The sequence below is a fragment of the Segatella oris genome (assembly GCF_900637655.1).
In the GTDB taxonomy this organism is placed as follows: Bacteria; Bacteroidota; Bacteroidia; order Bacteroidales; family Bacteroidaceae; genus Prevotella; species Prevotella oris.
On the sequence record NZ_LR134384.1, the window covers coordinates 83,485 to 109,229 of the forward strand.

Annotated in this window: 18 protein-coding genes; 16 read left to right on the forward strand and 2 right to left on the reverse strand. The window is 40.7% G+C overall.

Annotation, left to right across the window (positions count from 1 at the left end):
• Nucleotides 1–158: 158 nt before the first annotated feature.
• From EL210_RS00380 to EL210_RS00460, 16 genes are all read left to right on the forward strand, one after another.
• Nucleotides 159–1,664 carry a class I SAM-dependent DNA methyltransferase gene (locus EL210_RS00380; protein ID WP_018921084.1) on the forward strand — a complete coding sequence of 502 codons (1,506 nt, stop codon included), beginning with the start codon at nt 159–161 and terminating at the stop codon, nt 1,662–1,664.
• 47 nt (nt 1,665–1,711) lie between these two features.
• A complete protein-coding gene (gene xerA / locus EL210_RS00385; protein WP_018921085.1) occupies nt 1,712–2,704 on the forward strand; it encodes a site-specific tyrosine recombinase/integron integrase in 993 nt (330 codons plus the stop codon).
• Nucleotides 2,705–2,710: 6 nt separating this feature from the next.
• Complete coding sequence (locus tag EL210_RS00390) at nt 2,711–3,463, forward strand: restriction endonuclease subunit S (RefSeq protein WP_018921086.1); 753 nt, start codon at nt 2,711–2,713, stop codon at nt 3,461–3,463.
• A 10-nt stretch (nt 3,464–3,473) separates the two neighbouring features.
• A complete protein-coding gene (gene fic / locus EL210_RS00395) occupies nt 3,474–4,367 on the forward strand; it encodes a protein adenylyltransferase Fic (RefSeq protein WP_018921287.1) in 894 nt (297 codons plus the stop codon).
• A gap of 8 nt (nt 4,368–4,375) precedes the next feature.
• Complete coding sequence (locus EL210_RS00400) at nt 4,376–5,506, forward strand: restriction endonuclease subunit S (RefSeq protein WP_126370172.1); 1,131 nt, start codon at nt 4,376–4,378, stop codon at nt 5,504–5,506.
• A gap of 10 nt (nt 5,507–5,516) precedes the next feature.
• The gene (locus EL210_RS00405; RefSeq protein WP_018921175.1) at nt 5,517–5,873 is read left to right on the forward strand and encodes a hypothetical protein; all 357 of its coding nucleotides are present in this window, start codon (nt 5,517–5,519) and stop codon (nt 5,871–5,873) included.
• Between the two features lie 16 nt (nt 5,874–5,889).
• Entirely contained in the window at nt 5,890–6,423 is a 534-nt protein-coding gene (locus tag EL210_RS00410; protein WP_018921174.1) for a restriction endonuclease subunit S, read from the forward strand.
• An 8-nt stretch (nt 6,424–6,431) separates the two neighbouring features.
• Nucleotides 6,432–7,067, forward strand: coding sequence for an abortive infection family protein (locus EL210_RS00415; RefSeq protein WP_018921173.1), 636 nt, complete (start codon nt 6,432–6,434; stop codon nt 7,065–7,067).
• A gap of 13 nt (nt 7,068–7,080) precedes the next feature.
• The gene (locus tag EL210_RS00420) at nt 7,081–10,176 is read left to right on the forward strand and encodes a type I restriction endonuclease subunit R (RefSeq protein ID WP_018921172.1); all 3,096 of its coding nucleotides are present in this window, start codon (nt 7,081–7,083) and stop codon (nt 10,174–10,176) included.
• Between the two features lie 13 nt (nt 10,177–10,189).
• A complete protein-coding gene (locus EL210_RS00425) occupies nt 10,190–12,856 on the forward strand; it encodes a TrlF family AAA-like ATPase (RefSeq protein WP_018921171.1) in 2,667 nt (888 codons plus the stop codon).
• Nucleotides 12,857–13,965: 1,109 nt separating this feature from the next.
• Nucleotides 13,966–15,987: a GDSL-type esterase/lipase family protein gene (locus tag EL210_RS00430; RefSeq protein WP_018921170.1), complete on the forward strand. Its 2,022-nt coding sequence runs from the start codon at nt 13,966–13,968 to the stop codon at nt 15,985–15,987.
• Between the two features lie 35 nt (nt 15,988–16,022).
• Entirely contained in the window at nt 16,023–17,069 is a 1,047-nt protein-coding gene (locus EL210_RS00435) for a cyclically-permuted mutarotase family protein (protein WP_018921169.1), read from the forward strand.
• A gap of 8 nt (nt 17,070–17,077) precedes the next feature.
• Complete coding sequence (locus tag EL210_RS00440; protein WP_018921168.1) at nt 17,078–18,319, forward strand: MFS transporter; 1,242 nt, start codon at nt 17,078–17,080, stop codon at nt 18,317–18,319.
• A 32-nt stretch (nt 18,320–18,351) separates the two neighbouring features.
• The gene (locus EL210_RS00445; protein ID WP_025879827.1) at nt 18,352–19,269 is read left to right on the forward strand and encodes a dihydrodipicolinate synthase family protein; all 918 of its coding nucleotides are present in this window, start codon (nt 18,352–18,354) and stop codon (nt 19,267–19,269) included.
• 12 nt (nt 19,270–19,281) lie between these two features.
• Nucleotides 19,282–20,472, forward strand: coding sequence for an AGE family epimerase/isomerase (locus tag EL210_RS00450; protein ID WP_018921166.1), 1,191 nt, complete (start codon nt 19,282–19,284; stop codon nt 20,470–20,472).
• A 250-nt stretch (nt 20,473–20,722) separates the two neighbouring features.
• Nucleotides 20,723–22,729 (forward strand): ComEA family DNA-binding protein, encoded by a 2,007-nt coding sequence (locus tag EL210_RS00460; RefSeq protein WP_018921164.1) that lies wholly within the window; start codon nt 20,723–20,725, stop codon nt 22,727–22,729.
• A 21-nt stretch (nt 22,730–22,750) separates the two neighbouring features.
• On the opposite strand, the gene EL210_RS00465 is transcribed toward EL210_RS00460, so the two are convergent.
• Both EL210_RS00465 and EL210_RS00470 read right to left on the reverse strand, forming a co-directional pair.
• Nucleotides 22,751–23,776, reverse strand: coding sequence for an NAD-dependent epimerase/dehydratase family protein (locus tag EL210_RS00465; protein WP_018921163.1), 1,026 nt, complete (start codon nt 23,774–23,776; stop codon nt 22,751–22,753).
• Between the two features lie 841 nt (nt 23,777–24,617).
• A complete protein-coding gene (locus tag EL210_RS00470) occupies nt 24,618–25,727 on the reverse strand; it encodes a BACON domain-containing protein (protein WP_232000394.1) in 1,110 nt (369 codons plus the stop codon).
• Nucleotides 25,728–25,745 lie beyond the last annotated feature (18 nt).

Below are 25,745 nucleotides of genomic sequence, written 5' to 3' on the forward strand. Positions count from 1 at the left end.
CTGAGTAGTCTTTGATAATTGAGCTGTGGAATTTTATTTCTGATTGTGTAAACTCATGAACTTGATGTTTTATTGTTAAGAATTTAATTGCTACGAAATATTATAAACAGTGCTGATTATCATAATTTTGGAATAAGAAATGTTAAAATAGGAATAATATGGCAAAGAAGAATACTGCGGAAATAGGATTTGAAAAAGAGATATGGAAAGCTGCCGATTTGTTGAGAGGTAATCTTGATGCTTCTGAATATAAATCAGTAGTGTTAGGTCTTATCTTTCTAAAATATATTTCAGATCGTTTTGAGTCCAAATACCAATCTTTGGTAGAGGAAGGGGATGGCTTTGAAGAGGACAAAGATGAATATACATCTGAAAATATTTTCTTTGTCCCACAAGAAGCACGGTGGAGTGTGGTAGCAAAAGCAGCCCATACACCAGAAATCGGTACGATAATCGACAATGCCATGCGTCTTATTGAAAAGGAGAATCTCCGTTTGAAAGGCATTCTGCCCAAAAATTTCGCCCGACCAGAATTAGACAAAAGGCGTTTGGGCGATGTGGTAGATTTATTTACCAATATTCAAATGAAAGAACATGGAGATTCCAAAGATATATTGGGACGTACATATGAATATTGTCTTTCTAAATTTGCAGAAGCAGAAGGGAAATTAGCAGGAGAATTTTATACGCCTGCTTGTATTGTTCAAACACTTGTCGAAGTTCTGAAACCTTATCACGGACGAGTATATGACCCTGCTTGCGGATCTGGTGGAATGTTCGTACAGTCTGCCAAATTCATAGAAAGGCATCAAGGCAATATCAAAGATATTTCTGTCTATGGTCAAGACAGCAATCCTACGACATGGAAGATGGCTCAGATGAATCTTGCCATTCGAGGCATTGAGGCTGATCTGGGTAAGTTTAATGCAGATACATTCTTTGACGACCAACACCCCACATTAAAAGCAGATTTTATCATGGCTAATCCGCCTTTCAATCTCAGTGATTGGGGAGCAGACAAGTTGCAAGATGATGTGCGTTGGAAATTTGGCATTCCACCATCTGGAAATGCCAACTTTGCATGGTTGCAACACATGATTCATCATTTATCTCCCAAAGGGAAAATAGGTATGGTATTGGCAAATGGTTCTTTATCTTCACAGACAGGAGGGGAAGGAACGATTCGTGAGAATATCATCAAGGCCCGATTAATAGAAGGTATCGTTGCCCTACCCTCACAGTTGTTTTATACCACAGGTATTCCTGTTTCTCTATGGTTCCTCAATCGAGAGAAGAAACAGAAAGATAAAATTCTGTTTGTAGATGCAAGAAACATGGGAACAATGGTTACCCGCAAACTTCGTGAGCTCCAAGAAACAGATATTAAAAAGATTGCAGACACTTTTGATAAATATAGTGATGGTACACTTGAGAATGAAAAAGGCTTCTGTGCGGTTGCTACCCTTGACGATGTGGCAAAACAAGACTATATTCTTACCCCCGGACGCTATGTTGGCATAGCTGAACAGGAAGACGACGGTATTCCTTTCCAAGAGAAGATGGACAAACTCACTACTGAATTATCCGACTTATTTGCTCAATCACATGATTTGGAGGGCGAGATACGGAAACAGTTGGCAAGCATAGGTTTTACAATCAAGTAATAAGCAACACGTTCTTCCATATTATCAATTCATTAATATAGAAGAACATGAAAGAAAAACTGATTTCAGAAATTAGCAATGCAATGGCAGAAGTATTAAGCGTAGAGCAAATGGCACAACTCAATGGAGTATTACTGCAAGCTATCAGTAAATACTCCATTACGGCAGACGACGAGTTGATGCAGGAGAACAATGCATCTAACGAACGTCTGTTAGAGATATTCTTGTCAGCTAAGCAAGTTGAAGGTTGCACCACACCTACCATAAAATATTATGGCTCGACCATCAATCAGCTTTTCAAGAAAATGCCAAAAAAAGTTACGAACTATACAACAGAGGATATTCGTGCTTATTTGGCTGTATTTCAACAGAAACACAAATCGAGTAAAGTTACAATAGACAATATCCGTCGTATCTTTTCATCTTTCTTTTCATGGTTAGAGGATGAGGATTACATCATTAAAAGTCCTGTACGTAGAATACACAAGGTTAAGACAGGAACACAGATTAAGGAAGTCCTTACTGACGAAAATTTGGAACAACTTCGCGATAACTGTACAAGGGTACGAGATTTAGCAATGATAGACCTATTGGCTTCTACTGGTATGCGTGTTGGAGAACTTGTAAAGCTCAATCGTGAAGATATAAACTTCAATGAGCGTGAGTGTATCGTTTTCGGTAAAGGCAACAAGGAACGTGTCGTGTATTTCAATGCTCGTGCAAAGATTCATTTGCAGCAATATCTCGCAGAGCGGAAAGACAGAAACAAAGCATTGTTTGTGTCTCTTGCCAAACCACACAATCGATTACAAATATCAGGAGTTGAGACAAGACTAAGAAAGATTGGGAAGCTTTCAAAGATTGTCCGTGTCCATCCACACAAGTTCCGTCGGACACTTGCGACTATGGCTATAGATAAAGGTATGCCCGTGGAGCAAGTACAAAAACTCCTTGGGCATGTTAAAATTGATACAACCATGCACTATGCAATGGTCAATCAAACAAACGTCAAACTCTCTCACCGCAAATTCATCAGTTAAATCAAAATGCAAACAGCATATCACACATATAGCTCATATCAACCGCTATTTCATAAAAATAGGCGGATAAATGATAATTTAGAACGGCAGGCACAAGCGTTGTTCAAATCTTGGTTCGTGGATTTTGAGCCATTCAAAGGTAGAAAATTTGTGGATTCTGAACTGGGAATGATACCTGAAGGATGGCAAGTTGAAGAATTGGGAAATATAACAAACTCAATAAAGAAGAAAGTTGGCAAGCGAACAGACATAAAAGTTTTATCACCAGTCAATACTGGAGATCTATTTCTTTCAGAAGAATACTTCACAAAACAAGTATATAGTAAAAACCTTGCGAAATATATTATGGTGGCGCCAAATGATTTTGCATACAATCCTGCTCGTATAAATATCGGTTCTATTGGAATGAATACATTTGATTTCAGTGGATGCGTTAGCCCTGTTTACGTAGTCTTTAGATGTGAGAAAGAATACCATCATTTTTTTAACATCTTCAAAGCCACAAAGAACTTCAAAGAAGAAGTCAACACAAGAGCAATCGGAGGAGTAAGACAGACTTTGAGTTACAAAGATTTCTCTTTAATCAAGATCGTTTATCCACCAAAAGAGGCTGTTGAGCGATTTAATAAAATTTACAGTCACATTATGACTTTGATTAAAAAAAATGTTTTAGAAAATAAAAGGCTTCATCAAACAAGAGATACACTCCTTCCTAAACTGATGTCTGGCGAGCTGAAAATTAATGATATAAACAACTAAATTCCCATTTATGGAAGAGAAGAAAGAACAACATAAGAAATCAATTCGTTTCTTCAACGACCGTGAAGTACGTGCCGTATGGGATGAAGAAAGTAATTGTTGGTGGTTTTCTGCAACAGACATTGTACGTGCCATTAACGATGAACCTGACTACACCAAAGCTGGTAACTATTGGCGTTGGTTAAAACGTAAGTTAAAACAAGAAGGCATTGAACTCGTGAGTATTACTCACAACTTTAAATTTGAAGCACCAGATGGCAAGATGCGTATTGCAGATATCCTTGATAGTGAAGGAGTGACTTTATTAGCAAAGCACTATCCTAACAATCGAGCAAATAAGTTCCTTGATTGGTTTACATATAGTGATAATACATTAGATGGTCAAAGTCGAAAGAAAGCATATCAGCTATATGAAAGTGGCTTGCTGAAAAGTCTTGAGCCAGGCAGCATACAATGTTTACAACAGATTCATGCCTATCTTTTTGGAGGTCTTTACGACTTTGCAGGACAAATCCGAACTAAGAATATATCCAAAGGAGGTTTCACTTTCGCTAATTGTATGCACTTCTCTGCTACGCTACAAACGATTGAAAGAATGCCAGAAAACACCTTCGACGAAATAATGGATAAGTATGTCGAAATGAACGTAGCGCATCCATTTATGGAAGGCAATGGACGAAGCACTCGTATCTGGCTTGATCTCATGCTGAGGCGTTCTCTCAAGCGGTGTGTGGATTGGAGCCAAATAGACAAGAACGAGTATCTTTCAGCCATGCGTGATAGTGTGTCTGATAGCACATATATCAAGGCTTTAGTACTACCAGCTCTCACTACAAAGATTGATGATAGAGAAATGTTTATGAAGGGAATTGATTATTCATATTACTATGAACAAAATGATTGACGCTTAATATGGAAGAGTGGAAAGAATATAAATTGGGAGAGATAACCAACATGAAGAATGGAAAGAAACGTCCACAAAACAACGGTGTCTTTCCTGTCTATGGTGGTAATGGCATCATGGACTATTCCGATTCGTACAATGCAGAAAATGCGATTATAGTTGGACGAGTTGGTGCATATTGTGGGTGTGTCTATAAATGTGAAAGCAAATGCTGGGTATCTGATAACGCAATTTCGATATTTGCAAAAGATATTGCTGACACGCAGTTCCTTTATTATCTCATGACCACGCTTGATTTCCATCATCATCATATAGGTGGAGCACAACCGTTGATGACACAAGACATTATCGGTGATTTCACGGTGTCAATACCTCCATTATCGATTCAACATCAGATAATACAAGTTCTCAAATCCCTTGATGATAAAATTGAGGTAAACAAACGGATAAATGATAATTTAGAACGGCAGGCACAAGCGTTGTTCAAATCTTGGTTCGTGGATTTTGAGCCATTCAAAGGTAGAAAATTTGTGGATTCTGAACTGGGAATGATACCTGAAGGATGGCAAGTTGAAGAATTGGGAAATATAACAAACTCAATAAAGAAGAAAGTTGGCAAGCGAACAGACATAAAAGTTTTATCACCAGTCAATACTGGAGATCTATTTCTTTCAGAAGAATACTTCACAAAACAAGTATATAGTAAAAACCTTGCGAAATATATTATGGTGGCGCCAAATGATTTTGCATACAATCCTGCTCGTATAAATATCGGTTCTATTGGAATGAATACATTTGATTTCAGTGGATGCGTTAGCCCTGTTTACGTAGTCTTTAGATGTGAGAAAGAATACCATCATTTTTTTAACATCTTCAAAGCCACAAAGAACTTCAAAGAAGAAGTCAACACAAGAGCAATCGGAGGAGTAAGACAGACTTTGAGTTACAAAGATTTCTCTTTAATCAAGATCGTTTATCCACCAAAAGAGGCTGTTGAGCGATTTAATAAAATTTACAGTCACATTATGACTTTGATTAAAAAAAATGTTTTAGAAAATAAAAGGCTTCATCAAACAAGAGATACACTCCTTCCTAAACTGATGTCTGGCGAGCTGAAAATTAATGATATAAACAACTAAATTCCCATTTATGGAAGAGTTTGAAAAAATATATAATACTGGATGGAGTAATTGGAAATCTTTTCCAGATCCAAGAAAAGGAGATTATTTAATAGCTCCATTAGGAAGTGGTGTATATCAGCTCAGAAACAGGAAAAATAATAAGTATGTTTTATTTGGAAGAAGTAAATATTTGGCATATAGAATGACATCGCTACTACCTAAGCCGTTTGGGGGAGGAACACGTAATAATAAAAATGAACAAATATATATTCTAAACAACCTACAAGATATAGAGTATCGAACAATATCATTTATAGAAAGTAACAATGCAAAACGGTTTGAAAGCTATATCAAGTCTGTTGAACAATATCTTTTTAATACATAAGTGAGCAGAAGTATTTATGAAATTATATAAGAAACACATATCGGATTTAGGGAAGGTGATTACTGGTAAAACCCCTCGAACATCTATCTTGGAAAATTATGGAGGGAAGATCCCTTTTCTGACTCCATCGGATAATTTGTCTGAGAAATTTTCTCCAACGACATCTAAGACTTTAACAAAAATTGGTCTGAATGAGGTAAAAAACTGTTTGCTTCCTGCAAAATCGATATGCGTTAGTTGCATAGGTTCTGATTTAGGAAAAGTTGTGCTTACGAAAAAGCCAACTGTGACGAATCAACAATTTAATTCTATTGTACCGAATGAGGAAAATGATGCAGATTTTATATACTACTTGATGACTGTTGTTGGCAAGCATTTAAATTACCTTAGTAAGACATCAACGGCAGTACCAATTATTAACAAATCGACCTTTGCAAACTATGAGATTGAAATTCCCAATATCAAAGAACAAAAGAGAATTGGGAAAATTCTCTCTTCCTTAGATGATAAAATAGAACTCAATCGACGGATAAATGATAATTTAAATTAATATTAATTATGCAGTGGACAAGAGAATATATTGCAAAAGAACCAAGTCTTAGGACTTTTGAAACGCATATTTCAACAATAGAAAACAATGTTGAGATTAATCCTTCTTTGTGCGTTGAAGTAAGTAAAAGTCTAACTGAAGCACTTTGCAAAACAATTCTCACTAATCAAAATACAACATACAAAGATGATATTTCATTTAATAGTTTAGTAAAACAGACCTTAGAACATCTTATAAAACAGACTGGAAAAGAAATAGTTGGTCTATCTGAACTATGCCGTAGAATTTCTACTGTCGCTCAATCAATTGCAGAGATACGAAATAATGCAGGATTTGCTTCACATGGTTTGGATGTTTTGCATCCTCAGATAGACAAATCACTATCCTTACTGATATACAAAACAACAGATGTACTCTGTGGGTTCATTTTACATTTTTATTTCAGTTATGCCCACCACGCTAACCAAAGATTAATTTACCAAGATTGTGAGAGCTTTAATGATTGGTTTGATGAAGAAAATCCATTAGAAGTAGGAGGCGTACACTTATCAGCATCAGAGGCTCTTTACAACTTAGATTATCAAGCTTATAAAGCTAACTATATAGATTATTTAGAATTTCTTTTAGAAATGAATGAACAATAAAAAATAAAATACAATGCCCTTCACAGAAGATAATTACGAAAAAGCACTGATATCCCTCTTTGAGGGAATGGGCTATCAATATTTGTACGGTCCAAATATTGAAAGAGACTACTATGTGCCATATTATGAAGCACAATTAGAAGAAAGTCTGCAAACTGTTAATCCAAAGAAGCCACATGCAGCTATTCACGAAGCGATTATCAAACTACGCAATATTGATATGGGTAGTTTGGCGCAGCGTAATGAAACTTTTACAGACTATTTGCAGCATGGCATAGAAGTTTCTTATTTCAATGGCAAGGAAATGCGCAATGAAATGGTTTATTTGATAGACTTTGAGCATACGGACAAAAACACTTTTCAAGTTATCAATCAATGGACATTCATTGAAAATGCAGAGAAACGTGCCGATATCATTGTATTTGTGAATGGTTTACCATTGGTGGTTGTAGAATTAAAATCACCTTCCCGTGAAGAGACGGACGCTTCAGAGGCATATCTTCAACTCCGCAATTATATGAAAGATATACCATCGTTGTTCTCTTTCAACATGTTCTGTGTAATGAGCGATATGGCTCTTTCCAAAGCTGGAACAATTACCAGCAAGGAAGATCGCTATATGGAATGGAAAACAAAAGATGGCAATTATGAAAGTACGGAATTTGTCGATTATGATACATTCTTTGAAGGAATATTTCAAAGGGAACGACTCTTAGACATAATTAAGAACTTTATTTGTTTTTCCAAAGAAGAAAAAGGGAGTGCCAAGATATTAGCAGGGTATCATCAGTATTTTGCAGTGAAGAAAGCCATCGAACGTACCAAACATGCTACAGTAAGTAATGGTAAAATCGGTGTATTCTGGCATACGCAAGGCAGCGGTAAATCATTGTCAATGGTTTTCTACGCCCACTTGCTGCAACAAGAGTTATCACAGCCCACAATAGTTGTGATTACCGACCGCAATGATTTGGACGATCAACTTTATACCCAATTCTCTAAATGTAAGGAGTTCTTGCGTCAAACACCAGTGCAAGCCAATAGTCGTGAGAATCTAAAAGAGCTATTGAGTGGACGAGAAGCTAATGGCATTATCTTCACAACCATGCAGAAATTTGAGGAGTCTGACGAACCTTTGTCAGAGCGAAGAAATATTATCGTGATGACTGATGAAGCACATAGAGGACAATATGGTTTTGAGGAAAAAGTCGACGCCACTACAGGTAAGGTCTCTATCGGCACGGCAAGAATCATTCACAATTCACTACCCAATGCTTCATATATTGGCTTTACTGGTACACCTATCTCTACTAAAGACCGAGATACTGTAGAGGTTTTTGGTGATTATATTGATATTTATGACATGACGCAAGCGGTTAATGACGGTGCTACTTGTCCTGTATATTATGAATCGAGAGTTATTAATCTAAATCTTGACGATGCAACCTTGCAAGCTCTTGATGACGAATATGAACTGTTGGCTGAAGAAGGTGCAACGACAGAACAGATAGAGAAAAGCAAGAAGGAGATGTCGCACTTGGAAGAGATACTCGGAGCACCAGCTACCATCGATTCTCTTTGCCAAGACATTCTCAAACACTATGAGGAAAACCGTCAATATGAATTGACAGGTAAGGCAATGATTGTAGCATATTCGCGCCCCATAGCCATGAGCATTTATCATCGACTGCTGGAGCTTCGCCCAAAATGGACGGATAAAGTAAAAGTTGTCATGACGGGCAGCAACCAAGACCCAGAAGAATGGCACGACATTATCGGAAACAAGCAGTATAAGAAAGAACTTGCCAAACGATTTAAGGATGACAACGCCCCGATGAAGATTGCTATTGTGGTTGATATGTGGCTCACAGGCTTCGACGTTCCCTCATTGGCAACTATGTATGTTTACAAACCAATGAGCGGACATAACCTAATGCAAGCCATTGCGCGAGTGAACCGCGTATTCAATGGCAAAGTGGGTGGATTGGTGGTTGACTATATCGGTATTGCCAAGGCCTTGAAAGAAGCCATGCGTGATTATACGGGGCGCGACAGAAAGAACTTTGGAAACCCAGATATCAAAGGCATGGCTTTTACAAAATTCAAAGAGAAGTTGGAAGTGTGCCAAGACTTATTTCATGGTTATAATTATAGTAAGTTCCACACAGGGACAGATGCTGACCGTGCCAAATTGATCAAAGGTGGTGTAAACTTTATGTTGGCAACCGATAAACAAGAACAGTTACCGCTCTATATGAAAGAAGCTGCATTGCTGCACAATTCCATCACTCTTTGCCGAAGCCTGTTGAATGAAGAGCAACGCTTCTTAGCTGCATTCTTTGAAACTGTGCGTACTTTGCTTTCACGAATGACAGGAAAAGGAAAAGTTACGAAGAAAGAAATTAATGCTCGTATCAGTGAATTGCTGAAACAAAGTGTAAAAAGTGAAGGGGTAATCAATCTTTTCTCTGATGTTAAAGCTGAATTTTCCCTCTTTGATACAGCCTTCTTGGATGAAATTTCTAAGATGAAAGAAAAAAATATAGCTGTAGAACTGCTTAAAAAGTTATTAGCAGAGAAAGTGGCACTCTATCAAAAGACCAACATCGTGCAGTCAGAGAAATTCTCAGACCTTCTCAACCGTTCTTTGTCCAACTATCTAAAAGGATTACTCACCAATGAAGAAGTTATCCAAGAACTTTTGCAGTTGGCAAAAGATATTGCCTCAGCTGATTCAGCAGCTAATGAACTTGGTCTCACTCCCGAAGAAAAGTCTTTCTACGATGCCTTGACCAAACCGCAAGCAATCCACGACTTCTATAGTAATGAAGAATTGGTAGCTATGACAAAAGAACTTACTGACTCTCTACGTAAGAACCGCACTATTGATTGGCAAAAGAAAGAGTCAGCCCGTGCCGGTATGCGCAGAATGATTAAACATCTTCTGAAAAAATATCATTACCCGCCAGAGGAAGCTGCCAATGCATTAGAAACTGTCATTAAGCAATGCGAGCAGTGGACGGATAATGAACAAGAGAATTATTCAATAAAATCAACCAAGATATATGAAATTCACGAGGAAGACATACAAATGGTTGCAGAACCATAAAATATAAAATAATATGAATGCAGGAGCATTATTTTATAAGGCAGATTTACATATCCACTCTTATGGAGAAGGATCTGGTTCTTTTGATGTAACTGACGCATCAAACACTCCACAAGCTATTGTTGAAACAGCAATAACTAAAGGATTGAAAATAATAAGTATAACAGATCATAATCAATTCTTGAATAGCCTTTATGCAGTTAATTATGCTAAAGACAAAAACATAGATATATTGGCGATTCCAGGAATAGAGGTCAGTACGACTCAAGGACATCTTTTGCTGTATTTTGACACGCCAGATGATTTGCAAAAATTCTATGGCAAACTAACTTTTAACGACGATAAATCTCTTTGTTATCAAGGAATAGCAGAATGTTTAAATTTTGCAAACCAATACGGTGGGATTGGTATTCTTGCGCATATTACTCTTGAATCTGGTTTCGAAAAAACAATAAATCGCTACGGTCCACAGATGGATCAAATATTTAAATGCGAAAATCTTTTAGGATTAGAAATAACGGACAAAAGAGATGTTAATCTATTTACAGATCTTGATGATAAGCCAGAACATAAACATTTGCTAGATTTATGGCGCACAACTTTAAATAATCAATTGCATCGTAATTTTGCAAAGTTGATGTCTTCAGATTCTCATACTCTAGATAAACTAGGAAAAAATGCTGAAGGAGAAAATAGGCTCACTAGAATTAAAATGCCGACATTAACTTTTCGTTCTTTTCGCCTTGCACTGCTAAGTAGTGAATCTAGAGTTAGATTGGAAGAATGTATACCAGAGCAACATCCCACCATTACACACATAAAAATAGAAGGAGGCCTTTTAAATGGATTAGATATAGAGTTGAGTCCTAATCTAACCTGTATCATTGGTAGTAGAGGAACTGGAAAATCAACACTTCTTGAATCAATACGAGAGACTTCTGGTAATTCCTCAAATTCAAAACTTTGTGATTCTGAGGTTTGGGCACAGAATATATTGCTTAGTTATTTTGATGAGACAGGTCAAGCAATTTCTCTACGAAGAGAAAAGAATGCATCTGTTGTTAATTGTACAGATCCCAATAATGGCGTTGCTCTAATTCCTATAGAAAGTTACGGACAAGGAGATACCGCCAGTACTTTACAGCATAGTGATGAAAACCCTAAAGTCATTATAGACTTCCTTGATTCTTTTTTAAACTTGGATTCATTTCATCAACAAGATAATGAGTACATTAATCTATTGAGGTCCAACCAAAGTGAAATGAAGAAATTACGTATAAACTTAGCTGCATTACCTGAAGCCAAAAAAGCTTTAATTAACGAACAAAATAAGTTAAAAGAATTAGAGAAAACCAAAGCAGCGGATATTGTAAAATTTCATAATGCTTTGATACAGGAAAGGGAATTTAGAAAAACTCTAATAGATCAATTAAATAAGCTTGTTAAAACATATCGTGAGATATTAGGGGATAATTCCTTGTTCAGAGATGTTGCATCTATGGACGATGCTAAGGTCATTGTCGGAAAAGAGTATTTTAAAAGTGTGAAATCAATTGTAGATGATTTCAGTAAACTTGTTGCTCAAAAATCTACCGAACTAAATAGTGAACTACAGAAAAAAATAGATGAATTAAAGGAGCAATTGAAATTGTGGGGGGCAAAGGAATCTGAAATTCAGAGTAAAATTGATGCAAAAAAAATAGAACTAACTCAGCAAGGCATCCCATTTGATTTAGGTAAAATTAATCAAATATCTAAGGATATTGTTGATTATGATAAAAAAGTAAAACGATTAAATGAAGACCAAAAAAAGTTAATCGAATTACAGAGGGAACGTAAGGAAATACTAGGAAACAGAGAGAATAACAGGAAAGAAATATACAGGTCGCATTTTTCGTTTGCTCAAAAGGTAAACAGAGATTTAAAGTCGTCTATTGATGACTTCTCTATTTCTATTAAATATGTAGAATCGCGCTATTCTCCAGAGTTTGAAGAAGTCTTGAAATCTCTAATGGGATGGCGTACTTCTCAAGTTTCTAAAGCGAAAATTATTGCTTCAAATATTTCTATAAGTGAATTTATCCACGCTGTGAAGGATAAAAATATGGAAATATTTCGTAACATTTTGTATAATGGAGAAAGGCTATTACAAGACGCAGATATAGAAAATATTTTCTTTAATATATTGGAAGACAATCATTATGAAGATTTAGAGTGTTTGTCATATGATGATCTTCCGCAAATAATAGTAACAAAATTCATACAGCAAGATGGTGGGGGCAATAAACCTATTATAAAGTCGATCTCTCAGCTTTCTTTAGGGCAGCAACAATCCGTTCTATTAGGAATCTTGATGTTGTCAGATAGTAATAAACCTTTATTGACAGATCAGCCTGAAGATAATCTTGATAGTGAATTTATATTTAAAACAATTGTTTCGAATTTAAGGAAGATTAAAGAACACCGCCAGGTTATAATAGTAACACACAATCCAAATATCGCTGTTCTTGGTGACGCTGAACTCATAATTCCTCTTAGGAGTACTAGTGTACACTCTATAGTTGATAATGCTGGTTCTGTAGATAATTTAGCTACTATAAATCAATGCTGTCAAATATTAGAAGGGGGAGAATCTGCTTTTAAGCAGAGAAAAAAATGTTTATGGATTTTAAATATATAATGCTGTAAGCTGTAGCTATAGTGATAACATCCAAGATGTTTTCTAATCAATACTACTCAAATTGAGGAAACATTTTTGTATCACACAAATGTAAATCATTGATAATCAATACAGAATACATTTGAGGAAGTGAAGTAAAAGTGCTAACAAACGCTAATTAAAAATAAGTAAATCCCAGTAACATAATAAGTTGCTGGGATTTTTATTTCCTAATAATGACGAGTTTATCAGCACAAATGAGGCTATTACATGAGCCAAGTTTTACTATAGGCTGTTGCCCAAACCGAAAGGAAAAAGGGAGCATGAGAAACAAAGTAGAAAGAGTTTATATGAAATATAGTATAAATCGGGATGCAGATAAATTTGTTCTGATATTGACAAGAGCTATGAAATACACTGTATAATTGCAAATAATGAAATATGCATTACGCAGTATTAAAAATATTTACAAATACTTTTAACTGGCTTACATATTTGAAAAGAGAGACATCTCTGTTCCAAATAAGTACTGTTTTTTGACGATTTGCAATCCATTGGCTATCAAATCATTACGAGAAATAAAACAAGAGATAAAGACAAACAAGGCTGAAAAACGATGTAATTTCTATCGAATTACTCTGTAACTTGCCTCAAATTACTACGTGTTTTGACTCAAAAAGGAGCGCATTATGAATGGAGTTACACGATAAGGAGATGAAAGTGAGGATGTCGAAGCCATAAAAAGACTCCGTATATACGCTAAAAAGAACTTTTAATTTCTATTTGGTGGAGGATTGAGATGTTAAAAACCAACCAACAATATTTACAAAAACAAAGAATACATAAAATCTTTTTAGTTTGTTTTATATATGAAACAAATACTTTCTATACCAGAAACAGGAGGCCTTTTCCCTATTTCAAGCGACACATTTAACAATTCAATCGCAACATGAAAAAGTGAGTTTTGGGCATAAGATACAGGAAAAACGTCGCTATTTTTTGGACATCTATCAGATTTGTGGTATATTTGTAGGCAATAACCATCTAATAGGAAACAACAAAGCTCTATGAAACTACACCTCAGAATGAGTTTTATCTTATGCTGTTCACTACTCATTGCCGTGTCGGGCATGGGTAAGAACCGCATCAAAGTAGCTTGCGTGGGCAATAGTGTCACCTTTGGTTATGGGCTTTCCAACCGCGAACAAACGTGCTATCCAGCCGTTTTGCAACGCAAGTTAGGGGCGAACTATGAAGTAAGGAACTTTGGTCATTCAGGCACAACACTGTTAACGCAGGGGCATCGTCCCTATATTCAGCAAACAGAATATAAGGAAGCATTAGCCTTTAAGCCCGACTGGGTGGTGATTCACTTAGGACTTAACGACACCGATCCGCGCAACTGGCCCAATTACAACAGTGCATTTGATGCCGATTATCAACAACTCATCAACAGTTTTCGCAAGGTAAACCCCAATGTCAAGCTATGGATTTGCCTCATGACTCCTATATTTCACACGCATCCGCGCTTCGAAAGTGGCACCCGCGACTGGCATGCTGCCATTCAAAAGCATATCCGCCGCATTGCCAAAGCCAACCAAGTAGGACTTATCGACCTGCATACACCACTCTATTCACGTCCCGATTTGTTTGCAGATGCCCTGCATCCCAATACAGAAGGTGCAGAAATCATGGCTCAAACCATTTATTCAGCAACCACAGGTGACTATGGCGGGCTGAAGATGTCACCGCTTTATACCGATGAAATGGTGATGCAACGTCAGCAACCTATTGTGTTTCGTGGCACAGCCAATGCCAAAGAGCGCGTAGAAGTGAATTTCAATGGCCAGCGATTATCAGCTGTTACCCATGCAAACGGGCAATGGAACGTGAGTTTCCCGGCCATGGATGCAGGCGGACCTTACGAGGCTCGCATCACAACAAAGCGTGGAAAGCTCACCATTCACCATATATATATAGGTGAAGTATGGCTTTGTTCGGGACAATCCAACATGGAATATCCCGTGAAAGCTACCACAACAGCTGCTGAGGACGAGCAATTGGCTGCTCATCAGCCCCTACTCCACCTCTATAACATGCCTACCCGCTTTCCAACAAATGCCGAGAAGTGGTCGAAAGCAGTGCTCGACTCGGTAAATAAACTTGCTTTATTGGGCGGACAGACATGGCAACCAGCGAGCAAGGAAACAGTGAGTAGGTTCTCATCTGTGGCCTATCACTTTGGAAAAGCATTAGCCGACTGTCTTAAAGTGCCTGTTGGTATCATCTGTAATGCCGTGGGTGGCACAACAACTGAGTCATGGATTGACCGACATACACTTGAATGGCAGTTCCCTTCCATACTCCACGATTGGTATCATGGTGACTTTGGACAGCCCTGGGCACGCAAACGAGCACTCGAAAACATTGCCAACGCTGAAAACATAGCCTTGCAACGCCATCCTTATACACCCTGTTACATGTTTGAAGCTGGCATTCTGCCACTGAAAGATTATGCTATCCGCGGTGTAGCTTGGTATCAGGGAGAATCGAATGCACACAATATCGAACTGCATGCCCGCCTGTTCCGCCTCTTAGAAAAAAGCTGGCGACGCTTCTTCCACCAACCCAAGATGCCTTTCCTCATCGTGCAATTGTCGGGTCTCAATCGTCCTTCGTGGCCCGAATTCCGCAATTCACAACGCCTGTTGGCTGCACAACAGCCCCAAACTTGGCTGACCGTGACGAGCGATGTAGGCGATTCCTTGGACGTACACTACCGAAACAAGCAACCCGTTGGCAAGCGCTTGGCACTTCAAGCCCTGCACCATGTGTATGAACATGCCATTGTTTCAGAGGGTCCTTCATGCATCAAAGCACGCGCAGTGGGCGAACTTGTTTATCTTTATTTTGAGAATGCACAGAGATTGCAAGCCAAGGATGGCCCACTTACAGGTTTTGAAGTGGCAGGAGAAGACGGAGTCTATCATGCCGCAAAAGCCGAAATAAACGGTGAAAGTGTTATCGTGAGCTGTGCAGAAGTACCTCATCCCCAAACCGTTCGCTATGGTTGGCACCCCTTCTCACGTGCCAATTTAGTCAATGAAGCTCTACTTCCTTGCAGTACATTTAAGAAAAAGATACCCAAATGAAGCTAATTCGTATTGTTTTAATAATTTATATCGCAATGATTGATTTCATAAATGGAACAGACTTGCATGCACAATGCTTTCAGTTAGTGCGTGTTGAGCGCATAATGGGCTTCCCATCTGATGAGCCTGGAATAGGAAAAGGCGTATCAGCTTGCTTTGCTGGCGTCGTCGGTGACATGCTCATCATGGCCGGAGGATGTAATTTCCCCGACAAACCGGCAGCCGAAGGCGGACCCAAACGCTATTATCAAGGCATTTATGCCGCACAAATCACCTCGGAAAAGCAATTAAACTGGGAACTCATCGGACAACTTCCTGCGCCTTGTGCCTATGGCGTGAGCATCCCTTTAGACGATGGTTTACTCTGCATTGGCGGCAACAACACAAATGAAAGCTTTGCCGATGTGTTCAAGATTATATTGAAAGAGGGGAAAGCCGCAGTGAAACTCTATCCCGAATTACCTGTACCTATGGATAATTTCACAGGTGCTCACTGTGGAAATCGTGTGATTGTAAGCAATGGTCTGCAGATTTTCGAACTCGATTTAAGCTTTCCTGAGCGCGGTTGGAAAGCCCTTCCACCACTCACAACAAAGAAATTAGGACAGCCTGTAGGCGTGTTTGTCAATGGAAAGTTCTGTCAATGGGGCGGATGTACGCCCAAAACTGATACTGAACTCACTTCACTCTGTATTTCAGGACAAAGCTTAGAGCAGCCCTTGAAAGAACTTTTGCCACCTCAAACCGATGCCGGTGAGGATATTTATTTAGGAGGTTCTGCTGCCATTAACCTCACCGACGATGCCTTTGTAGCTATAGGCGGCGTGAATAAAGATGTATTTTTAGATGCCGTGAACCACCCCAAGCCTGGTTATATGACGCATCCCGTGGAATGGTATCGCTTCAATCCCTACATTTGTGTGTATCAAAAAGGAGCGTGGAACATTGCTGGTAACGAACAAATTGCGGCACGTGCAGGGGCAACGCTTGCGCGTCATCATCAAGATATCTATATCATTGGCGGCGAGTTGAAGCCTGGTGTGCGCACACCTGATATTTACCGTCTCACCTTCAAACAATAAACAAAACCATGAAAATCATTGACAAGAAATATTATCCTTGGGTAGTTGTAGCACTTTTATGGGTAGTAGCCCTGCTGAATTACATGGATCGACAGATGCTTTCAACGATGCAAGTCTCCATGAAAGCCGATATTCATGAACTCAATCAAGCCGAAGCCTTCGGTGCTTTAATGGCTGTTTTCCTTTGGGTTTATGGCATCGTGTCGCCCTTTGCGGGTATGGTTGCCGACAAAGTAGACCGCAAATGGCTCGTTGTTGGCAGCCTCTTTGTATGGTCGGGCGTTACTTTAGCCATGGGATATGCAACAAGTTTCAACCAGTTATATTATCTCCGGGGCATCATGGGCATTAGTGAAGCCCTTTATATCCCGTCAGCTTTGTCACTCTTGGCCGATTGGCATGAAGGCAAAAGCCGTTCGTTGGCCATCGGCATCCACATGACCGGCATCTATATGGGGCAGGCCGTGGGTGGCTTTGGCGCCGTTGTTGCAGCCATGTTATCATGGAAAACCGCCTTCCATTGGTTTGGAATTATCGGCATTGTCTATGCTTTGGTGTTGGCAGTACTACTGTTTGAGAAACCTTCGCATGGCAAAACAGAGCCGGAAAGCCTACAGACTACACCCCAAAAAGCAAGTATATTCAGTGGTTTTGGCGTGATATTGTCGAATTGGGTATTCTGGATTATCCTCTTTTTCTTTGCAGTTCCGAGTCTACCTGGCTGGGCAACGAAGAACTGGTTGCCCACTTTGTTCGCTCAGAACTTAGGAATTCCCATGGAAGAAGCAGGCCCAATCTCTACGATTACCATTGCTGCATCTTCTTTTTTAGGTGTAATTTTTGGCGGTTATCTATCGGATAAGTGGGTGAAACGCAATCTCAAAGGGCGCGTTTACACCAGTGCCATTGGCTTAGGGCTCACTATTCCCGCCTTAATTCTATTGGGATTTGGACACAACCTGCTTGCCATTGTGGGAGCAGGACTGCTCTTTGGTGTGGGTTATGGCATGTTTGATGCCAACAACATGCCCATTCTCTGCCAGTTTATCTCAACAAAACAGCGTGCAACGGCCTATGGTATCATGAATATGACGGGCGTGTTTGCAGGTGCAGCTGTGACACAAGTGCTTGGAAAATGGACTGATGGCAACCAATTAGGAACAGGTTTTGCATTCTTAGGGGCCATTGTTGCCTTGGCACTTTTTGTTCAATTACTGTTACTGAAGCCACAAACCGACAATATGGAATAATCGGAAAACAACGTAATTAAATAAAAATAATGATGGAAAAGATTATCGGATTGATTGATGCACCATTCACTCCATTTCATGAGAATGGTGATGTAAACCTCGAACCCATTGCGGCTTACGGGGCAATGCTAAAGAAAAACGGGCTGCAAGGCGTGTTTATCAATGGCTCATCGGGAGAGGGTTATATGCTTACTACAAGCGAAAGAAAGGCTTTAGCCGAAGAATGGGTGAAGCAAGCTCCACAAGGTTTCAAGGTGATTGTGCATGTGGGAAGTTGTTGTTTGCGTGAAAGTGTGGAATTGGCACGCCATGCAGCCAAGATCGGTGCATGGGGAATTGGAGCTATGGCGCCTCCCTTCCCACGCATTAACCGCATTGAAGAGTTGGTGAAATATTGCGAACAGATTGCCAATGCAGCACCCCAGCTGCCGTTTTATTATTATCATATTCCTGCTTTCAATGGTGCATTCCTGCCTATGCTCGACCTCTTGAAAGCTGTAGATGGGCGCATTCCTAACTTCGCCGGCATCAAATACACCTACGAAAGCCTTTATGAATACAATCAATGCAGGCTTTATGGCAACGGAAAATTCGATATGTTGCATGGTCAGGACGAGACTATTCTGCCCTCATTGGCACAGGGTGGTGCACAAGGTGGTATCGGCGGAACAACCAATTACAATGGACGCGAATTGGTTGCAATTATCAATGAATGGAAGAAAGGAAACATAGAAGCAGCCCGCGAGCATCAGAATTTTGCACAAGAAGTTATCAATGTCATCTGTCACTATCGTGGAAACATCGTCGGAGGCAAGCGTATCATGAAGCTCATGGGCTTTGATTTAGGGCCTAACCGCGTGCCTTTCCAGAATATGACCGCCGAAGAAGAGACACGAATGAAGGCAGAACTCGAAGCCATTGACTTCTTTAAGAAATGCAATCAATTTTAATTCGCAACGAAAATGAATATAGATCCCAAAACCTATTTACAGCAATGGGCCGACCGTTACAGGCAAGATCTCACCGAAAACATCATGCCTTTCTGGATGAAACATGGTGTTGACCATGTCAATGGCGGTGTTTATACGTGCGTAAATCGTGACGGTTCACTCATGGATACTACCAAGTCAGTGTGGTTTCAAGGGCGTTTCGCCTATATTTGTGCCTATGCTTACAATCATATTGAAAGGAATGACGAGTGGTTGAAAGCCGCAAAGTCTACTATAGACTTTATAGAAGCACATTGCTTTGACAAAGATCGTCACATGTTCTTCTCGGTAACAGCCGACGGGACACCGCTACGCAAGCGCCGTTATGTGTTCAGTGAGACTTTCGCTGCTATTGCCATGGCCGAATACTCCATTGCTTCGGGCGACCAACATTATGCTAAACGCGCGCTCGAAGTGTTTGACGACACTCTGCATTTCCTCTCAACTCCAGGTTTTCTTACACCGAAATTCGAGCCTAATGTGCAGTTGCAGGGTCACTCTATCGTGATGATTCTCATCAATGTTTGCAGCTGTCTGCGCAATGCTATCCATGAAGAACGCCTCACAAAGCAAATTGATGAGTCGATTGATAAGCTGCAACGCTATTTCATGCACCCGGAGTTTAAGGCGCTGTTAGAATGTGTTGGGCCCAAAGGTGAATTCATTGATACGAACATGACGCGTACCATTAACCCAGGACACTGCATCGAAACCAGCTGGTTTATCATGGAAGAAGCACGTCACCGCCAATGGGATAAGCAGTTACTTGACATGGCTCTCACCATATTTGACTGGTCATGGGACTGGGGATGGGATAAGGAATATGGCGGAATCATCAACTTTCGCGACTGCAAGAACCTGCCCTCACAGGATTATGCCCAAGACATGAAATTCTGGTGGCCACAATGTGAGACTGTCATTGCATCGCTTTATGCCTACCTTGCCACAGGAAATGAGAAATATTTAGAGCGTCATCGGCAGATCAGTGAATGGACATACGCCCACTTCCCCGATAAGGATTATCCCGAATGGTATGGCTACCTGCACCGCGACGGCACTGTGGCACAGCCGGCAAAGGGCAACCTTTACAAAGGGCCTTTCCACATTCCACGCATGATGATCAGGTCGTTTACGCTCTGTAATGACATTCTTAAAAAGCTATAGCCATTGCACAAGCGATGCTTTTCAGTGCAAAGGCAACTTCTCTTGCAGGCACATTATCTCCAATGATGTGCCTGCTGATTTTTTCTGCACATAGCAATAAATCTGCATTCTCCCATAGCTTTACCTGCGAAATTATAGAAAAAAGTTCTTTTCTGAAGTCAGAAAACTCCCTTTTTATTAGGAACTTTTCGCGTTTTTCCGTATGTTTGCAGATTAGAAACATAACCTGTGTGCACCTAAACCGAAAGCCATGAAAATACATATAGGCCATATCGTGCTCGTCATAGCATTGCTGACAGCCCCTAAAGTCAATGCGCAACAAGAGCAACGCTGGGAAGATTGCTATGCAGAAGTCATTGCCATAGAAGGCAAAGACGAAGAAGATATCCCCGATTATGAATTGCTCTGTCAGCTGGCTGACCACCCCATCAACATTAATACGGCTACGAAAGAAGACTTAGAACAACTTCCTTTCCTCAACAATCAGCAGATAGAAGACATCATGGAGTATCTCTATCGCTATCATTCTCTGCGGTCTGTGGGCGAACTCTACATGATTCCATCACTCGGTAACGCCTATGCCCGCCTGCTTTCCTACTTCATAACGATTGGAGAACCTAAGGAAAACAACCGATTTTCCTGGCAGGACATGCTGCATTACGGCAGACATAAAGTTATTGCAACCCTCAATATTCCAACCTATCAGCGGCGGGGATTTAGCGAAGGAAAGTATCTTGGCGGGCCTCTCAAACATTGGTTGCGCTACACTTTCAATTATGCCAATCGGCTTGAGATAGGACTTGTAGGCGCACAAGATGCCGGAGAACCTTTCTTCAAAAGACAAAACAAGACAGGATATGACTATCACAGCTTTTATCTTATGCTCCGAAATCAAGGCTCACTGAAGGCACTTTCCGTTGGAAGATACCGCTTGCGAATGGGCATGGGGCTTGTGATGAACTGCGACTATGGCTTTGGGAAACAGATGCTCCTACAAGCACTCGACCGTTCTTCTGCCACAGTCCGCCCACACTCCTCACGCTCGGAAGGCAACTATCTGCAAGGAGTTGCAGCCACTTTCAAGTTGAACAAAGCCATGGAAGCTACGGCCTTTCTCTCTTACAGAAAGGTGGATGCCACACTCCGACACGACAGTTTAGGTTCGATTTCAGCTATCATAACTAACGGTTATCATCGCACGGAAACAGAAATGGAGCATAAACACAACACATGGCAACTGGCCACAGGTGGGCATCTGCGCTATTTCAACAATGGTTTCCACGCCGGAGCAACAGCCCTCTACACTGCGTTGAGCCGTGAACTCCGTCCCCACACCACCCAACTCTACAAGCGTTGGGCCGCCACAGGCACGCGTTTCTATAATCTCGGCATTGACTATGGCTACACAGGACACCGTTTCAGCCTCAACGGAGAGGTGGCTACAGATAATCACCAAGCCTTTGCTACGATTAATAAGGTCAGCATAAACGTGGCTTCTAACCTTCAACTATCGGCTATCCAGCGCTTTTATGCCTATAAATACAACGGACTTTTTGCCCGTAGTTTTGCTGATGCAGGAGCCGTTCAGGATGAAAGCGGCCTCTATCTCGGCTTGAACTGGAACATCAATCGCGCCTTTTCGCTGTTCGCCTACGGTGACTATGCTTACTTTGCATGGCCGAAGTACGGGCAAAGTTTTGCGGGAGCACATGCCCTTGACGGCTTTCTGCAACTCAACTACCAACATAAGAAAACGCTACTCACTGCACAATACCGCACGAGATACCGACAGCGAGACAACAAGGAAAAAGATATGCTCATCAACCGCAATGAACATCGCGGACGCATCAAGGCTGACTATGTGCTCGGGCCGTGGCAACTTCGCACGCAAGCCAACCTTACCTATGCGCTTCAAGAAAGCGGAAGCCTCGGCTATATGCTTTCCCAGAGCATACTCCGACATTATAAGTGCATTATCGTTTCAGCCTCATTAGGCTATTTCCACACGCAGGATTACAGCAGCAGAGTCTACACTTACGAGCGTGGCATGCTTTATGATTTCAGCTTTCCCTGCTTCTTTGGCCACGGCATTCGTTACAGCATGACGGCCAGAAGCGACCTCGGCAGACATCTTACACTGATTGCAAAGGCTGGAACAACCGACTATTTCGACCGCAGTGTCATTGGAAGCGGACTCCAGGAGATTGCTCACTCCTCGCAAACCGATATTCAGTTGCAAGCGATTGTAAAGCTGTAAGCCACAGCTATAAGCCCATCTTTATTCCATTCGGGCAATCTTTCGCTCAGCTTCCTGCATGATTTCCACTACCCTATCGCACCACTGATCAAACTCAACATCAACAGATTGACATTCCTGATGATGCATCACGTAGGCCAAAGTGTTGAGCACGCCTTGATCAAAACGCATGGAAGCATGATAACCGGGAACGGCCTTACGCAACTTCGAAGTATCAAAGACCACAGAATTCGCCTTATCTCCTAACAATGCTCCTTTGAAATCATAGGCAGGCGCCATAGCCAACAAGGTGCTTGGAACATAACAAGGACGGAAAGAAACGTCCAAAGCATCGGCTATGGTCTGATGAATTTGATTCCAGGTCAGCACTTCTTCACTCATCACCTGATAGGTTTCGCCCACAGCATGCACGTTGCCCATCAACCCAATGAAAGCGCGTGCAAAGTCTGAATTGTGGGTAAGCGTCCACAGCGTGAGGCCATCTCCCGGCACAATCACAGGCTTTCCTTCGAGCATCCTCTTGATGACTTGCCAGCTGCCTTGCTTCCCATGAACAGCCACAGGCACTGACTTTTCGCCATAAGTGTGGCTCGGACGCACAATAGTTACCGGAAAACCATGCTCACGTTGATAGCGATGCAACAGGTCTTCACAGGCTGCCTTGTTGCGCGAATAGGCCCAATAGGGATTGTTCAGCGATGTAGACTCGGTGACAAACGGACTCGGAAGCGGTTTACTATAGGCCGAAGCCGAACTGATAAAGATATACTGATGCGTGCAATCTGCAAAGAGTTGGAAGTCTTTTTCAATGTGTTCGGGCGTGAAAGCAATGAAATCTACAACAACATCCCACGTCTTTCCAGCAAGTAAACTGCCTGCTTCAGCACTTCGGATATCGCCTCGTATTGTCTTCACATGGCTTGGTATATCATGCTTACTGCCACGGTTCAACAGCGTAACTTCCCACTCCTCACACTCACTGAGCAGTCGGGTGACAGCACTACTGATAGTGCCCGTTCCTCCAATCAACAATGCCTTTCGCTTCATAACAGGGTCAGATATTTAATTTCCATTGAATGAATATACTGCAAAAATAAGGATTATATTTCGCACTGAAGTAGATATTCATGATTAATTATCAATATATTTAAGTCTGCTGCTCTATCAGTATGCCAATTTGGAGGAGGAATATAGCAGACAAGATAACTGATAAAACAAGGCTGAATGACTGCAGGAATTTTCTCATTTTGTAAATATTGTATCCTCGTTTTTAACTTCTCAAAATACCACCAAATAGAAAAAGAAAAACAGGAAAATTGACTTGATTTGATGATTTCAATGTTCTTGTTTCGGTTTCTGATGCATTATACGCAGTAATTTGACGCAAAACACAGCGCTATCTGCATCAAAACACACTGTCATCTCATGCAGATTACACCGTGATTTGATGCAAATTACAAGCTTTTTCAGCGTGATATTGTCTTGGATTTCGCGTCATTTTTCATAACTGTTTAACTGACAACAAATTACAAACTGCCCAAAAACAGCGCTTATTTGGAACGAGGGAGAAACTCATTTCAAATACGCAAGCTATGCGAGAGCTATTGTAAATATTTTTAATAAAACCAGTTATACCTGCTACATGGAAACTTGTAAAACTCTTCAAGAGATTAAAATGGAGATGAAGATGCCTCAACATCCACAGGAAGTTAGCCTAAACTACAAGGAAACACTGAAGTTTCTGCGTGGTGAGAAATAGGCTGTTATTACGAATAGACAGCCAAATGCTATAACAAGGGAACAGAAACTGCAATGTGGGCAGAACAGAAAGAGAGCCAAAGGACAAATTCTTTTGGCTCTCTTTACATGGGTTAAGAAGATTGGAGCGTTATTTCTGTAATTCAAACGCAGGGGTATCGAATGCCTTTGCACTTGCAGTTATAGTCTTACGCTTATAGAGATAAACATTCGTTCCCAACATCAAATAACCTTGATAGCTGTCGTTAGAGAATTTAGTTGAATTGAAAGCACCTAACACAAATACTGCTGTTTTACCGAAAGTCAATACAGTTCCATCAAGTTCAGGCGCCTTTGTAGCCAGTTTCTCGCTATAGAAAAATGCTCCGGAGATCGTGACAGAAGAATCAAAATAAAGCTGATTTTTAGACGGCCCGACAATTGTTCCGACGAAATAGTCCTTATACTTGCCGGCCTGTTGGTTTGAAGCTATCGACAAGCTGGCAGTTTCAGCATCATAGGTTACAGGAACAGCAATGCCCGAAGTGCCCAACTTGAGCACAAGTTTCTTGCCTTGTTTCACTAATTTCATGGCATATCTGCGCGTAACGGGCTGCTTGTTTTCATCCGTTTCATCCATCTGGAGATAGTAACTCCCCAATAAATCACGGTCGAAATCAACCTGGGTGACCTTGATAGTGTCCTTACCCGCCATGCTTTCAATCACGATTTTGCCTCTGCGCAGATGTCCGTCATTGTTCGCAGTAGTGCTGACGGTCATCACGCCTTTGGCATATTTCGCCGTAATCCAACTGTCGGGCGATGACACCTTGATATCGAATGTGCTCTTCACCTTATAGGAGACAGTATTGGCTTCATCACCCAACACGAGGTTTTCGGGCACATCAATCTGTGTGATCGGGCCGAGCTGATCAATTGCCACGACTGTAGAATCGGCATCAGATGTCTTGATTACCACCGTTGTATGACGTGACTGCATGTCGTTATTCACTTCTGCTGTGACGGTCACAAGACTGCCCTTAGCTTCGGCTTTGGCCCACGATGCAACAGCATAAGCCTGCTTCACATCGCCTTCGACAATGATACTGTCGGTGCCTCCCAATGCATCAAAGGAGGTTTTTGCCGATACCACCTTCACAGTGTGCATGTCGACATCATTCGTGATATCGTCATTGCCACAGGCTGCCAGCATGGAAAGGCAGCCCAAAGCAAATATAGTGTGGAATAATACTTTATTCATAACCATTACTTTTAAGTG

Bases quoted from the DNA above. Each gene is read 5' to 3' on its own strand.
- EL210_RS00465 (WP_018921163.1), bottom strand. From the start codon at position 23,776: ATGAAGCGAAAGGCATTGTTGATTGGAGGAACGGGCACTATCAGTAGT.
- EL210_RS00450 (WP_018921166.1), top strand. From the start codon at position 19,282: ATGAATATAGATCCCAAAACCTATTTACAGCAATGGGCCGACCGTTAC.
- EL210_RS00425 (WP_018921171.1), top strand. From the start codon at position 10,190: ATGAATGCAGGAGCATTATTTTATAAGGCAGATTTACATATCCACTCT.
- EL210_RS00405 (WP_018921175.1), top strand. From the start codon at position 5,517: ATGGAAGAGTTTGAAAAAATATATAATACTGGATGGAGTAATTGGAAA.
- EL210_RS00430 (WP_018921170.1), top strand. From the start codon at position 13,966: ATGGGTAAGAACCGCATCAAAGTAGCTTGCGTGGGCAATAGTGTCACC.
- EL210_RS00390 (WP_018921086.1), top strand. From the start codon at position 2,711: ATGCAAACAGCATATCACACATATAGCTCATATCAACCGCTATTTCAT.
- EL210_RS00445 (WP_025879827.1), top strand. From the start codon at position 18,352: ATGGAAAAGATTATCGGATTGATTGATGCACCATTCACTCCATTTCAT.
- EL210_RS00415 (WP_018921173.1), top strand. From the start codon at position 6,432: ATGCAGTGGACAAGAGAATATATTGCAAAAGAACCAAGTCTTAGGACT.
- xerA (WP_018921085.1), top strand. From the start codon at position 1,712: ATGAAAGAAAAACTGATTTCAGAAATTAGCAATGCAATGGCAGAAGTA.
- EL210_RS00470 (WP_232000394.1), bottom strand. From the start codon at position 25,727: ATGAATAAAGTATTATTCCACACTATATTTGCTTTGGGCTGCCTTTCC.
- fic (WP_018921287.1), top strand. From the start codon at position 3,474: ATGGAAGAGAAGAAAGAACAACATAAGAAATCAATTCGTTTCTTCAAC.
- EL210_RS00410 (WP_018921174.1), top strand. From the start codon at position 5,890: ATGAAATTATATAAGAAACACATATCGGATTTAGGGAAGGTGATTACT.
- EL210_RS00420 (WP_018921172.1), top strand. From the start codon at position 7,081: ATGCCCTTCACAGAAGATAATTACGAAAAAGCACTGATATCCCTCTTT.
- EL210_RS00380 (WP_018921084.1), top strand. From the start codon at position 159: ATGGCAAAGAAGAATACTGCGGAAATAGGATTTGAAAAAGAGATATGG.
- EL210_RS00460 (WP_018921164.1), top strand. From the start codon at position 20,723: ATGAAAATACATATAGGCCATATCGTGCTCGTCATAGCATTGCTGACA.
- EL210_RS00435 (WP_018921169.1), top strand. From the start codon at position 16,023: ATGATTGATTTCATAAATGGAACAGACTTGCATGCACAATGCTTTCAG.
- EL210_RS00440 (WP_018921168.1), top strand. From the start codon at position 17,078: ATGAAAATCATTGACAAGAAATATTATCCTTGGGTAGTTGTAGCACTT.
- EL210_RS00400 (WP_126370172.1), top strand. From the start codon at position 4,376: ATGGAAGAGTGGAAAGAATATAAATTGGGAGAGATAACCAACATGAAG.